Origin of the sequence: Flavitalea sp. (assembly GCF_035489435.1) — a bacterium.
Lineage (GTDB): Bacteria > Bacteroidota > Bacteroidia > Chitinophagales > Chitinophagaceae > DATHKG01.
This window is the reverse complement of the sequence record NZ_DATHKG010000132.1, coordinates 28,214-41,445: the sequence shown is the minus strand read 5'-3', so window position 1 is coordinate 41,445 and position 13,232 is coordinate 28,214. Positions and strand designations below refer to the sequence as shown.

At 40.9% G+C, this 13,232-nt stretch carries 14 protein-coding genes, 3 tRNA genes and 1 pseudogene; 10 read left to right on the top strand and 8 right to left on the bottom strand.

The features are described 5' to 3' along the window. Nucleotides 1-12 precede the first annotated feature (12 nt). The gene (locus tag VK664_RS20825) at nucleotides 13-1,092 is read left to right on the top strand and encodes a DUF3810 domain-containing protein (protein ID WP_461400628.1); all 1,080 of its coding nucleotides are present in this window, start codon (nucleotides 13-15) and stop codon (nucleotides 1,090-1,092) included. A gap of 12 nt (nucleotides 1,093-1,104) precedes the next feature. Here VK664_RS20825 and dcd read toward each other — a convergent pair whose 3' ends face one another. Beyond that, nucleotides 1,105-1,641: a dCTP deaminase gene (dcd, locus tag VK664_RS20820; protein ID WP_461400627.1), complete on the bottom strand. Its 537-nt coding sequence runs from the start codon at nucleotides 1,639-1,641 to the stop codon at nucleotides 1,105-1,107. Between the two features lie 73 nt (nucleotides 1,642-1,714). Here dcd and VK664_RS20815 point away from each other — a divergent pair, with 73 nt between their 5' ends. Further along, nucleotides 1,715-2,353, top strand: coding sequence for a 4'-phosphopantetheinyl transferase family protein (locus VK664_RS20815; protein ID WP_461400626.1), 639 nt, complete (start codon nucleotides 1,715-1,717; stop codon nucleotides 2,351-2,353). Between the two features lie 122 nt (nucleotides 2,354-2,475). On the opposite strand, the gene VK664_RS20810 is transcribed toward VK664_RS20815, so the two are convergent. Continuing rightward, nucleotides 2,476-3,720 carry a DUF2130 domain-containing protein gene (locus VK664_RS20810; RefSeq protein WP_461400625.1) on the bottom strand — a complete coding sequence of 415 codons (1,245 nt, stop codon included), beginning with the start codon at nucleotides 3,718-3,720 and terminating at the stop codon, nucleotides 2,476-2,478. A 144-nt stretch (nucleotides 3,721-3,864) separates the two neighbouring features. Here VK664_RS20810 and VK664_RS20805 point away from each other — a divergent pair. Then, nucleotides 3,865-3,948: transfer RNA gene (locus VK664_RS20805), tRNA-Leu, on the top strand. A gap of 101 nt (nucleotides 3,949-4,049) precedes the next feature. Here the strand turns inward: VK664_RS20805 and VK664_RS20800 are convergent. The 3 genes from VK664_RS20800 to VK664_RS20790 all read right to left on the bottom strand — a co-directional run bounded on the left by VK664_RS20800 (nucleotide 4,050) and on the right by VK664_RS20790 (nucleotide 6,441). Continuing rightward, nucleotides 4,050-4,427: a VOC family protein gene (locus VK664_RS20800; RefSeq protein ID WP_461400624.1), complete on the bottom strand. Its 378-nt coding sequence runs from the start codon at nucleotides 4,425-4,427 to the stop codon at nucleotides 4,050-4,052. 228 nt (nucleotides 4,428-4,655) lie between these two features. Next, on the bottom strand, nucleotides 4,656-5,123 hold the full coding sequence (locus tag VK664_RS20795; RefSeq protein ID WP_461400623.1) for a PEGA domain-containing protein: 468 nt from the start codon (nucleotides 5,121-5,123) through the stop codon (nucleotides 4,656-4,658). Nucleotides 5,124-5,292: 169 nt separating this feature from the next. After that, nucleotides 5,293-6,441, bottom strand: a complete 1,149-nt coding sequence (locus VK664_RS20790; RefSeq protein ID WP_461400622.1) for a sensor histidine kinase — start codon at nucleotides 6,439-6,441, stop codon at nucleotides 5,293-5,295. An 82-nt stretch (nucleotides 6,442-6,523) separates the two neighbouring features. Between VK664_RS20790 and VK664_RS20785 the strand changes: the two genes are divergently transcribed. The 7 genes from VK664_RS20785 (at nucleotide 6,524) to VK664_RS20755 (ending at nucleotide 10,365) form a co-directional block, all read left to right on the top strand. Beyond that, nucleotides 6,524-7,606, top strand: a complete 1,083-nt coding sequence (locus VK664_RS20785) for a glycosyltransferase family 2 protein (protein WP_461400621.1) — start codon at nucleotides 6,524-6,526, stop codon at nucleotides 7,604-7,606. 31 nt (nucleotides 7,607-7,637) lie between these two features. After that, on the top strand, nucleotides 7,638-7,844 hold the full coding sequence (locus tag VK664_RS20780; RefSeq protein WP_461400620.1) for a hypothetical protein: 207 nt from the start codon (nucleotides 7,638-7,640) through the stop codon (nucleotides 7,842-7,844). 133 nt (nucleotides 7,845-7,977) lie between these two features. After that, a tRNA-Gly gene (locus VK664_RS20775) sits at nucleotides 7,978-8,053 on the top strand. 124 nt (nucleotides 8,054-8,177) lie between these two features. Further along, nucleotides 8,178-8,263 (top strand) — tRNA-Leu (locus tag VK664_RS20770). A gap of 102 nt (nucleotides 8,264-8,365) precedes the next feature. Beyond that, nucleotides 8,366-9,139 carry a hypothetical protein gene (locus tag VK664_RS20765; protein ID WP_461400619.1) on the top strand — a complete coding sequence of 258 codons (774 nt, stop codon included), beginning with the start codon at nucleotides 8,366-8,368 and terminating at the stop codon, nucleotides 9,137-9,139. Nucleotides 9,140-9,242: 103 nt separating this feature from the next. After that, the gene (locus tag VK664_RS20760; protein ID WP_461400618.1) at nucleotides 9,243-9,479 is read left to right on the top strand and encodes a hypothetical protein; all 237 of its coding nucleotides are present in this window, start codon (nucleotides 9,243-9,245) and stop codon (nucleotides 9,477-9,479) included. A 451-nt stretch (nucleotides 9,480-9,930) separates the two neighbouring features. Further along, nucleotides 9,931-10,365 carry a hypothetical protein gene (locus VK664_RS20755; protein WP_461400617.1) on the top strand — a complete coding sequence of 145 codons (435 nt, stop codon included), beginning with the start codon at nucleotides 9,931-9,933 and terminating at the stop codon, nucleotides 10,363-10,365. Nucleotides 10,366-10,556: 191 nt separating this feature from the next. Here VK664_RS20755 and VK664_RS20750 read toward each other — a convergent pair whose 3' ends face one another. The 3 genes and pseudogenes from VK664_RS20750 to VK664_RS20740 all read right to left on the bottom strand — a co-directional run. Then, nucleotides 10,557-11,930, bottom strand: coding sequence for an ApeA N-terminal domain 1-containing protein (locus tag VK664_RS20750; RefSeq protein WP_461400616.1), 1,374 nt, complete (start codon nucleotides 11,928-11,930; stop codon nucleotides 10,557-10,559). A 223-nt stretch (nucleotides 11,931-12,153) separates the two neighbouring features. Further along, complete coding sequence (locus VK664_RS20745) at nucleotides 12,154-12,795, bottom strand: hypothetical protein (protein WP_461400615.1); 642 nt, start codon at nucleotides 12,793-12,795, stop codon at nucleotides 12,154-12,156. A gap of 171 nt (nucleotides 12,796-12,966) precedes the next feature. Continuing rightward, nucleotides 12,967-13,077: pseudogene (locus VK664_RS20740) on the bottom strand (ATP-binding protein); the annotation flags it as partial. Nucleotides 13,078-13,232: the final 155 nt, after the last annotated feature.

Below are 13,232 nucleotides of genomic sequence, written 5' to 3'. Positions count from 1 at the left end.
TTTTAAGCTTCGATGTCTTCAAAAAAGTATCCATGGATTGTCCTGCTCATCTTATTTGCGGCAATAAAAGTCTTTTCTTTTTTCCCTGATTCGGTCGAAAGATATTATTCGGGAATGATATATCCCGTTATTAGTGCTGTACAGCGCATATTATTTGGTTGGATACCATTTAGTGTCGGTGATATTTTTTATGCAATTACTGCTTTATGGCTAATCATTAAACTGTATCGTTTTTTCCGGATCATTGTCAAAAAACAGGCCGACCGTTTTTTCTGGTTCAACGGACTAAGACAGGCCGGATTTTTTGCATTATCTGTTTATGTTTTGTTTAACCTTCTATGGGGAATGAATTATAACCGCAAGGGAATTGCTGATCAATTGCAACTGCAGGAGGAAATTTATGTTAAGGAAGATCTGCTGGCCGTAGTTGATCAGCTTGTGGAGAAGCTTAATGAATATGATACGATAGGCCGCATTAACCGGAGATATCTTGGCGTTAAAAGAAACCTGTTTCTCGGCGCTACAGAAGGTTATGATACACTGGCCCAATACAGGAAACAATTTGTGTATCGTTTTGCTGCTGTAAAACCATCTCTTTATAGTTATCTCGGAAACTATCTGGGCTTCACGGGTTATTACAATCCGTTTTCAGGTGAAGCACAGGTCAACACCACTGTGCCACTTTTTGTACAGCCTTTCACTACCTGTCACGAAATTGGCCACCAGATTGGATATGCTAAAGAAAGTGAAGCAAACTTTGCTGGCTTTCTTTCTGCTAAATCATCAGTTGATCCGGTTTTCAAATATTCAGTTTATTTTGAAATGTACCTGTATTCAAGAAGATACGTCTATAACCTGGACAGCAATCTCCTGAAATCTTATGATGCCCGGCTTGGCTTAGTAGTTAAATCGGATTACCTGGAGCTTAAGGCATTCTGGAAAAAATACGAGAACCCCGTAGAGAGATTGGTGGATGTTGTGTATGGCCAATATCTACGCGCTAATCAGCAACCTTCAGGCAAACTAAGTTATAGCGAAGTGATCAGCTGGCTGATTGCTTATTATAAGAAGTATGGCAAAGAAGCAATTTAAAACTTATCCTTCTTAAAACTTATTCTTCCACATCATGCTTTCAACCGGTTTGTTCGGCTGACCACTGTACTTTGCATCTTTCTTATTATTGTAGCTGACAATGATCTCACCATCCACAGGGAAATATATCAACTGACCTACAGGCATACCCGCATAAATGCGAACTGGTTGCTTAACCGAGATCTCAAGTGTCCAGTTGCCACAAAAACCAACATCACCCTTTCCGGCGGTTGCATGAATATCTATACCAAGCCGTCCCGTTGAAGACTTACCTTCGAGGAAGGGAACATGAGCATGGGTCTCCGTATACTCTTCGGTTACGCCAAGATAAAATACATGTGGCTGGAGAATAAAACCTTCCTCCGGGATTTCAAAATGTGTGATCTTATTATGTTTTTTTGCATCCAGCACTTCGTCATTGTATTTTGCAAGCCATTTGCCGAGATGAATATCATAAGAATTACTACCCAGGCAGGAGCGATCGTACGGTACTATTTTAATTGTTCCTTTCTCTATTTCTTCAAGAATCCTCGAATCGCTTAAAATCATTGTCTAAAAGTTGGTGGTGGTGCTTAAATAGGTTAAAATTGTTTTTCTGCAAGATGCGTCTTACTTATTTAAAATGAGCTTATTTTATCAACATAATATCAACGCGGGAACAAAAGTTGGAATCTGGCGGATTGAAGAACCTGAGTCATTCTACCTGCAAGGTGTCCCATTGAAACGTGATGTTTCGCATCCGGCCAAGAGACTACAACACCTGGCAGGGCGGTTCCTGTTGCCTCATTTGTTCAAAGATTTTCCTTTATCAGAGATTTTAATTGCTGATACGAAAAAACCCTACCTGGCAGACGAAAAATACCATTTCTCTATTTCGCATTGCGGAACTTATGCGGGTGTTATCGTGAGTAATTCAAACAGGGTAGGGATAGATATAGAAATTATATCAACCCGCCTGTACAACATCGTTCACAAATTTGTAAATGATAAAGAAAAAGTATTCCTGGAAGAATGGGAACCACTAACACAAATGCATCTCGAACTCACAACGATACTATGGAGTGCAAAGGAAGCATTGTTTAAATGGTATGGATTCGGCCAGGTCGACTTCAAAGAACATATGCAACTTAGTGGCCCGCTTATTTTTCTGCCAAATGAATGGATCCAGTTGCCTTTTACATTTTACAAGGAAGAAAACGTTCATGTAAAAATCATGGCAAAAGTGTTTGGGGAAATAGTTATAGCATGGGTTGTAACTTAAAGGAGTTATGAGTTATGAGTGAGTGTTGAATGAATAAATTATGAGTTCATCACTTTGTATTTCACTCATATCTTGACAACTCACTCATCACTCATCACTCATAACTCATAACTCATCACTCATCACTCAGTCAAAAGGTTATCGCTTACGTCATTCAACAGCTCCATGTCTATGGAGTCCTTACCAGCGATTCCTTCTATTGAGCCGATGATATGGTCTGAGTTCAGCATGGCCCGGTCGAGTTGCTTTTCGCGGTTTTTCCAGAGTTTCTCCATCACTTCTTTTTCCTTTTGCATGGATTGCTGCATGTTGCGGAACACTTCCCGGATGTTTTTCCATTTGGATGAAAATTCCTGGCTGGTCATATAGTCATAAAGTAACTGGATCTTATCTTCCTTGCCATCCTGCGCTTTGGCTATTGAATGGATCCGCAACAGACCTTCACGCAAAGATGCCGTCAACAATTTGGTATCACTAAATCCGCAGATCCACACACCGTCACGGAACTCATAACGATCTTCGAGTTTTTCCGGCATCACCTGTGACACGAGAACACCGATATCCGCTCCGGCCCGCACCATGTCCTGCTTCAGTTTATCCACCCATTCTTTTCCCCAGGTAGCAGCTCTTTTACTTTCGAAGAGTATTTTACCGCATTCCGCTCCGAATCGGTTCCTTACAATCAGCAGGCAGTCTCCTCCGCGTTTTCCTTTGGCTACCTCAGTAACCTTGTCGAAAGGAAAAGCATTCGCGAGAAGGTCCTCCAGAAGCAATTCCAATACTTCACCCTGCAACTGTGTTGATCCCTGGTCAGCTTTGCGTTTCATCTCTTCGATCAGCTTTTTCTGCTGATCCATCTGCACTTCCCATTCTTTTTTTATCAGTTCGAAACGCTCGCGCTCCTGGACCAGGATTTCTTCCTGGATTTTTTTCTTGTTTTCCAGCAGGTATTTTTCCTTATCGTTTTCATGATGGCGTTGAAGCTCTTCCATCCGGCTTTCCAGGCGCAATACATCCAGCTCTTTTACTTTCAGCGTCCTGACCTGGTTTTCAGATTCAGTAATTTTTTCCTGCAGGATACGGATCTGGTTATCGTTTTCCTGGAGTATCTTTTTGCGGAGCTCCTCTTCTTTGAGCTGGGTGGCCTGTTCAATTTTCTGCCGGGTTATGATTTCCTGGTCAGCCAGTTCCTTTTGTGTTAATTCTAACTGGAGCCGAATTTCATTTTCCTTCTTCCGGTATTCTTCATCTTTCTTTTTTTGTGCTTCAATCCATTTGCCCTGGAACTCATGTTGTACCTCTTTCCGGATGGAATCCTCCATCGGAAAGCTGTTTCCACATTTAGGGCATTTTATCTCTGTAGTCATCAAAACTCTTTTTCACAAAATACGATTTATTCAGTGAGCGGTCGATCTCACAACTTTCATACAAGAGGGTCGAAAAAAACTTCAACTTGATTTTCGCCTTAACCTGAAAACTATTACTTTTGCACCCACTTCAATTTTTAGGCTGCGGAGGTGGCGAAATTGGTAGACGCACTACTTTGAGGTGGTAGCGCCGTAACTGGCGTGGGAGTTCGAATCTCCTCTTCCGCACAAAACGAGACTCCCTATAGACGGGATGTCTCGTTTTTATTTTGGTGGAGTTTCTGCTTAATCCTGGTGGGGTTTCCGATTAATCCTGGTGGAGTTTCTGCTTAAAAACGATGCTGGTAGAGGCTGAAAATATTGCCGGCCGGATCGCTGAACAGCGCCGTAATTTCAGGCAGATCCCCGCCGGCTGGTTTTATAATATTTCCGCCTTTTTCATTGATTAGCTTTAATGTGGCTTCCATGTCACTTACCATCAGACTAATGCAAATACCGTGATGAGTTTGCGGATCCCGCCCGGTGACCCAGCTGCCACTTACCTCGAAAACCGAATCATCAAACGAAACGGTTCCATCTTCGCGTCTTCGGATTTCCCAGCCAAAGATATCATGGTAAAATGCTGCTGACTTCTCAACATCCACTGCGGGAATCTCGATGTAACAGATTTTACCATTGCCAAATGTGGGGCCATGCTGTTTACTCATTTGGATTGATTTTATTTAACTAAGACCATCAATATCTGGAAGAACTATAACTCAAGGCAGAGTTAATTATTTCAATTTAATATTTTCTGCTGATTTTCCTGCCTAATATGCAAACACTTTTTTGCTGGGCTGCACGTTTGAGCTGCACTGCTGGACTGCACTTTTGAGCTGCACTGCTGGACTGCGCTGTTGAGATTTAGAAAGTATCTGTGAGGATCAGTAATTTTTTTATCGTACTTCCGCCGTTAACTTGCCGATTTTTTCCCAGCTCGTTCCAGGCTTCATGGTAACAAGAACCGCAATACTTTCATTGGCTGTGACAAGTTTACTTGCCTGTAATGTGGGATATATATCTTTAGGAGTGAGTCTGAATATGCTTCCTGTAAGAAAATCTATTGCAATTCCGGGTATTCCTCCAATAAAAAGATTTCCATAAGCCCAGCCATCCAGTTTGCGTTTAAGATTTAATTGATAGGGCTGATAACCGTCCAGTTTAAGTTCCAGGTAATGACTTTTTCTACGACTCATATGAATTACAATCGGTGTCTGACCATAATGTTTGCCATCAACATATACCGACGCGATTCTTGGTTCAGCAGTAACTACAAATTTTTGTAAAGGTCCGTGCGCGATGGTGGCACATCTTGAAAAAAGCATTCCTGCGAGGCAAAAGGAAGCTATGTAAATAGTTTTCATCAGGGGGATTTGGGATAAGATAAGCACTGTTTCCCTGGTATCCAAGCTTCCCGGAAAATGCTGATTATAGTCAATAAGGTCAATAAACAACCTATTTCTATACATCCACTGATGTAATGGTTTTATTCATCCACCAATGTTTTGATTCTACTCAAAAAATGCCATTTATCTATTTTTTAAGAATTATCCTGAATGTAGTGCCTTTGCCCTGTTCTGAAGTTTTTACAAAAATCTGCCCGCTATGATATTGTTCCACTATTCTTTTTGACAAACTGAGACCGAGGCCCCAACCGCGTTTCTTTGTTGTAAAACCAGGTTTGAATACTTCTTTCACAAATTGCTTGGGAATACCCTTTCCAGTATCCGTAACATCAATCACAACATAGGTTTTGTCCTCTTGCAGGTCTACTTTTATTTCGCCCTTGCCTTCCATCGCGTCAAGCGCATTTTTAAGCAGGTTCTCAATTACCCAGTCAAAAAGCGGGGGTGATATTCTCGCAATCAGCACATTCGAACCATGATTGTCAACCGAAAATTTAACTTTACCCGGTGCACGTTTCCGGATGTATTCGACCATGCTGTTCACCTGCGAAAGTATATCATGCGATTCGAGTTGAGGCGTGCTTCCGATCTTTCCAAAGCGATCCGACACCAGCCTTAGCCTTTCCACATCTTTTGACATCTCCTGGACCATCATTTCATTATCCGGATTGTCTTTCAACATTTCGACCCAACCATGGAGTGAGCTTAACGGTGTGCCAAGCTGGTGTGCCGTTTCTTTCGCCATACCCGCCCATACCTGGTTTTGAACTGATTGGTACCGGCTCGAAAGCGCGGTTATAGTGATAATGATAAATAAGCTGATGATTAACAACTGCACCAGCGGATAATATTTCACCTGGTTCAACAAGCTGGTATGGCCATAGTAGTAGATGTTTCTTTCGGAGGAGTCTGAAGGATTGCTCCATTCTACTGAACCGTTTTCAGACTTAAATTCCTTCATTTTTTTAGCTACATAACCAGGATCATTTTTTACTGAAGCTGAATCAAGATTTACATGGTCCAGTATTGCACCTTTTTCATCCGTAACGATAATTGGAATTGTTTTGTTTTCAGCGATGATGATCCCGGCAAGTTTATCACTTATACCAGTTTGATCAATCATAAGTAGTTTACCCGCTTCCACCCATTGTTCAACCCTGAGTCTTTCCTCTTTTGCAATTTTTCTTGCAAGAAATTGTGAGTAAAATATTGTTCCGCTTACGATAGCTATGGCAACTATCGCCAGTCCGGTACGCCAGTTAAAAAGCTGAATCATGCGCTCAATTTACGAATGATAGTGTCATAATTCATTGAGTTAACAGATAGGAGGTTTGGTTATTAACTTTCAACCTGTATTTTTGGCAACATTTAGAACAAACTTTCGTCAGCTTAGAACAACCTATTTGTCAGCATTAGTTTCAATAGTTATACTTAACTGGAACGGCCGTTCCTTCCTGGAAGATTTTCTGCCATCGGTAGTGGCTTCTACATACGGGCATAAGGAGATTGTATTGGCCGATAACAATTCTACCGATGACTCCGTCGATTTTGTGCGCACAAAATATCCGGCAATCCGGATTATTAAGCTTCCATCTAATTTCGGATTTACAAAAGGTTATAATGAAGCTTTGAAAGAAGTAAAGGCAGATTATTATATACTGTTGAATACTGATGTCGAGGTTTCTCCCGGTTGGATAGAACCAATGGTTGAATTGCTTGAGAGCAATAAAAAGATCGGTATCTGTCAGCCGAAATTGTTACAACACACAAATAAAGATCTGTTTGAATATGCAGGCGCAGCCGGGGGGTGGATAGACCGGCTGGGTTATCCATTTGCGAGGGGGAGAATCTTTGATTATTGTGAAAAAGATATGGGTCAGTATGATGAAATACAGCCAATATTCTGGGCAAGTGGGGCAGCGATGTTTATCAGGGCTTCACTTTATCACCGTTTAGGTGGGTTTGAAGAATATTTTTTTGCGCACCAGGAAGAAATAGATCTATGCTGGCGGGCACAAAGAGCCGGTTTTGAGGTTTATGCCTGTCCCCAGGCGGTAGTTTATCATGTCGGAGGTGGCACATTGCCAAAAGGAAATTCAAGGAAGGTATTTCTGAATTTCAGGAACAACCTGATAATGCTTGCTAAGAATCTCCCTGTTGGGGAGGCTATTATAAAAATAGGCTGCCGGTTCTGGCTGGATGCGATTTCTGCCTGGAAATCGCTGTTTGCCGGCCAGGTAAATTATTTTCTCGCGGTAGTCGAGGCTCATCTTGCATTTTTCTACTGGCTGGTTATTATGCGCAAACACAGTTTGTTTCCGGAAACACGCAAAGGTAAATTGCATGGATACCTGCGCAGGAGTATCGTGTGGGCACATTTTGTTGAGGGTAAGAAAAAGTTTATGGAAATAGTTGAAAAGAAATCTGATATTTTCAATTGAAACATTATTTTTGCATTGCAATTAACTCGTTATGGATCAAGCACAAGAAAAAGATTACAGGGAAAAGGACGTAAAATTTAACTGGGTAAATTCTTCAGTATTTCTGTTTTACCTGCAGGTGTTTTGTATGATAGCCTTTACGCTTGGTGGTTGCTATAGTTTATATGCGCACCGCTATAAAGGCAAGCCAAAGGTGAATGTTCCTACAAACACTTATTATACTCCCCAGTATAAATAAATTTACTTTAAAATTTTGTAGGAGTTTTAGGATCCCTATCTTTGCCGTCCAATAAAAAAAACGAATTGGTACCAGGCCCGGCGATAACCGGATTTGAGATTGATCGTGAATAAAAAGTTCTTTAATAATCAACGCGGAAGTAGCTCATTTGGTAGAGCACGACCTTGCCAAGGTCGGGGTGGCCGGTTCGAGCCCGGTCTTCCGCTCCATGATCCAAACCTAGTGTTTGGATTTTTTTTGTGCGTTCGGGAATGATGGCGCTTCGATTGCATCGGGCTTGACAGATAATAACAATTAAGAATTTTGTCCCGATCGTTTTCGGTGGGGACAGTTACCTGGGTGGCGGAACTGGTAGACGCGCTGGACTTAAAATCCAGTTTCCCGCAACGGAAGTACGGGTTCAACTCCCGTCCCGGGTACTTTAATATCCTCATAATACACTGATTAATAGTGGGTTATGAGGATTTTTCTTTTCTTGGTTGGCTGTCTGGTTGGCTGAATGATATTAATTTAATTCTCCGATGATCAACACAATCTCTAAAATTGGCTTTGCGACTGCTTTGATAGTTTACCTATCCTTTTGTGGTTGTCTCTATATAATTGCATACTGGTCTTCATTTGATTTTGATATCACAGGGTTGGTGGATATCTGGGAGGTTCCTAAAGTATTCGTTTACCCGAATGCGATTGTATTATCAGGTCTGGTGACTGTGATTATTTCGCACTTGATAATGCCCCTTGTTGTGAAAATTTGGGAACATTTCGTTCCACGGAGTGAAGCCAGTCTTAAGCATGAAGAAAGCCTTAAGTCTGGAATAGAAGCTGCGCAGTATAATTTTATCGTAATAAACGGGACGGCAGCGATCATTTTTTTTATACTAAGTCTTGTGCTGATTGTAACTGGGCAGGCATTTTTGTATTTGATCCTCGGCCTAATAATCATCTTACTTGTGACGATGAATTTATTTTTGTCAAACACGTACGATGCTTACTTAACAGACAGATCCTCGAAGGTTTGGTTTTTAATAATGTTTGTCGTTGTTCCGGTTTTTGTTTTTTACACAGCAAAAGAGGAAGCATATTCGATAAAGACCGGGTCAAACTTTCTTGAAGTAACGTCATTGACTTTCAAGAGTGATGGACATATCGCAGACATTTCTACTCAGAAAAAGGTTTTAAGCATCAATTCGAAATATGTAATATTAACTGATAGTACAAATACAAAATTCAGTGTCATAGACCTAGGGGATGTTCGATCTGCAAATTATATCCGCCGTAAATCAAAAAATAAGTAACTACAGGTTTTTTTTACTGTTTTTTACCTTTATAAGCTAAAATCGGCGGCGATTTTTCCAATTTGAATAATTCTTTTTTCGGTCACTTCCTTAAATTTCACATATGGAGCACGGGGACATTGACATGTCTGGAATTAACATGATCTATCTTTATCAACGTTACCAGGGCGAAGGATTAATATTCACTATTCAAAGGAACGGCGAGTATATTATAGACATAGTACGTGGTTATGAAAGATGGCTGGAGCTTCACGAAAGACCCACGGAGCGATCTAACGAATACGGCGCGATGCTCAATGATTTTTTTGTTTTCAACGACCGAAAATTCACTCGGGAATAAGTTCGCCTGGTGACTTTTCAATTTGCCCTGGAGAGGCTCGAAAGTTTGCCTAGTGGTTCTATGTAAATCTGTCTAAAAGTCCATCTTTGAACCACGACGCGTTTGTCGTAAAATCTCTCGTGAATCATGTGGTATTTATCGTGTTCTCTCGTATAATTTGCTTGACGATCGTCAGAATCCTGAGCCGCTTATTAGCTTTCGGGAAAATGTTCGACAACTAATCCTGGCTGTCGAGACCCATTAAGAGGCTCTCTTCTTAATTTGTTCTTGGGTCCTTCTCGTTGTATCGAAGAATTTGCGAGGTTTCTGGAAGTATCCTCCAAAAACTCATCAGCCGAAAATTTTTGCGCGGATGTCTGTGGCAAAATTTCAATAAATTCATAGTCCAACTGATGCAAATATCTATTCCGGTTGATATTAAAAAATGTATTTTGGCTGATAAACCTTATGTATGAAATTTCAGTTACTGTCACCGACATCCACCATTGACATTCCATTTAAGGAATTCGACAAGGAAAATGTCGAGCTCCTTTTTACCCCCGGGTATTCTATTCATCATTTAAAAAATGAAACTTTTGAAGGAGCAGCGAATGTTCATGCTCTGGATCTTCGCGTCACATATCTTCTGTCAGTATTCAGGGATATCATATTGGAAATCGATATCCGATCGAGGGCGGTACTTTATAATATACCCTGTCAAGATTTCAAAAGAAAAGTTTTTGATCTTCATCGACTTTCGTATATGTCAGCAAATTTGGAATTCCGATCGCTGATTCGGAAACGTATCCAATTTGCCCATCTTACATTTCCGAACATGGAGGATACCATCGCTGGCCATGCCGATCAAATAACTGATATAGTGGATTTATTGAGAGCATCGTGGTAACTGTTCATTGGAGCCGACTATCTAGCCTACGGGGTTGTAAACGAACGTGGATATTCAGTCGTAGGAGACACCTGCCTTAGTCCTACTGCAACTAGCACACTAATTTCCTACATTACTCAACGCTTTACAAAGTCCGGGAAAGCTTTTGCAAATAAGAAAATTGGGAATTATTCCATCGAGAAACAACTGCCTCAAGTCCGGGGAAAAAGGCGCCAGAATTTCTTCTTTAAGTTTCTGGCATATACTGAAGAGTCAATATCAAGCCGGCGTAGTAAAACCGTTAAAAGAACGATGATCATCTTATCTGTAAGTTCCCTCAGTTCAGGTCCATCTGCATCCTGATAGCGGCCGTCATGGTCATCATAATGTGTGTGAAGATTTCGCAGGTCCGCTATTCTTTTAGAGAAAGCGATAACGTCAGGGATCAATGTCTTCAGAAATACACAATCAAAATTTGTTATCAAATGTATCAACCGGTCCCGTAGCGTTGGCTCATGAGCACTACTAAGTTTTTCTTTCAACCACTGCAATTCGAATTCTGTCAGCGCCGGATTGTCATAAACTTTTTTCTTCAGAATTTTCACTCGATCCTTTTCTGATTTTGGAACCATCTCCGTTTTCCGGTGTAGCACTTCAAGCGCCTTAGCGACGTCCATAAATTTCTCAATGGAAATGATATGCATTTCTTCAAAGTATCGGAGGCCAAGGTAAAGCGGAACGACCAAGGTATAGTATTCCTGGTACCAGTCTCTTATTATTTGTCGGAAGTGTGTTTGAATATCTTGATAAAGAACAGCACATTCGTGAGGATTGATGTTTTTAAGTCCGGTCTTTCGGGCTGTCCTGGTATAATAGCACCTCACAGGCTCGGGCCATTTTATATCACCGTAGCAGGACGATTTGGCAACAAGATCATGGTCTATGAAAGTGATCTCCAGTATATCGCTCTGGCTGAATGTACAGAATGTAATGAAATCTGCAAAGATGTCGGCCAGCTTCAACCAATCCCCAAAACTCTTTTTGTCTTTCGACTCAAGCACCATGGTCACGTGGTTTTCAATCACAGTTCTCACTGGGTAGTTTGAGGTCTCGGATGAGTATCCGTACTCAATTTTTCCGACAAAATTATCCGGCACTTCAAAGTCGACATTGTTGGGTAGTTGCTGCTGCAGGTCCAGATCATTCCCTTTAATAGTAGGGAAGTTAGGGCTGTATAATTTTACCCAGGAGGCTAAGTTGTGAACACCAAAGTAAATTTTATTAAATACAATGTCTGCCTCAGCCTGGTATTGTGCGCCGACAAAAAAGATCTCCACAGAAAAATCAATTGTCTTGACATCGAAATTCGTTCTGGAATTGTTGAGCCAGCAGCCATAGAGAGTTAAAAAGCCCGTCATGGTTTTGCCCACTATCAAGTGTTGGACAGCATGGTCAAACTTGACGCTCTCGTCGCCGATTAGCGCAAGAATTGTTTCGGAGTATGGGTCATGCCGAAGAATCCCGGCATACCATAATTCCGTGCCGGAAAGTTTCCAGCTGCCCGTATATTCCTTTTTCTGGAGCATAAGTGTCTATGTGGTCAAAAATCTGGGCTCATTGCTCAAGTTATGCAAAATCAACATGCATCTAGGCGTTGCGAAATCGCTTCAGGGAAGATCAGCCCTAATGTGAAGAAGTCGAAATATTAAAATGTGGGCTATTGAAGGGTAGGGTTAAGTGTTTCTAGCGTTTCAACGAAAAGTGGATAGTATGTTTGGAGGGTTACTTTGCGATGACTGTCTACTAATTCTAAGTGTCCTCTATCATCTTTGCATATTGTTCAAAGAGTTTTTGGGCCAACTCATTACGGTTTTCAATACTTGATTTTATTATGGAAAGGCCTTGCCGAGTGCACTTTGCTAAATATCTTATATTTAAGATAGTCAATCCTTGGTAACTTCTTTCAAATAAGGCTTCGCTAAGTAGGTAGTAAGTGTAAGAAACCGCAAAGCCAATACCCATATTGGATTTGGGCAGGTAGCTATGCATAATTGAATGACGATAAAAATTTTGGAATTCCTTTAAAGAGTCTGGGTTGTCTAAATCATTTCTTTCCAAAACTTGTTGAAAGAATAATCGAGAGTGTAAAAGGAAACTGTCCTTTTCATTATCAGTTTTATCACGCGTTAATAATGAACCTATAAAATCTATTACAGAGAAACAAACCATCGATATGGGAATTGTGCAACGTGTTTCAATTATTTCGACCGGTTCATATCCTTTGCCGTGTGGGTCGGTTGTCGGAGGAGGTGCTATGTAAATACCATTCATTCGTGATTCTTCAATTTCTTGCGCTACTTTTTCTTCCGCAATAGCTGTTAGCTTTTCTAAATCTAGATCGGCAAACTGGACAAATTTCTTAATTGAATTCTTAAAGCTTTCGAATTCCATTTCAATGATATTTACTGGTGTTTAATCCTGTGATGTTGACCACTGTTCCGGTGATGTCGACCCCCTTTTTGAAGAAGGATGTCCGTCAGGGAAGTGTTAGGCAATAATTTAAATAGCTGGATATCACAAAATAACGTATTTATTTTCTTTCTCAAAGAGTCGCCTTTTAATTCATTCCGGTGCAGCAGTATGTACCATACGGTCGAGGATGGGTTCCGCAATGGTGCTTTCGCCAATGAACTCATACCATTTTGGCACAGGTAATTGTGAACTAGTAATTGTCGACTTTCTACCATGCCAGCTTCAATTATTTCCAGTAAAAATATTCGTTCAATGTTATCTAAGGCTGCCAGTCCAAAGTCAATGAGGATAAGCAGATCATATAGGGGCCTTACTTATCAAATCTGTATTGTTTTGGCAATGTCATCCTTCAACCT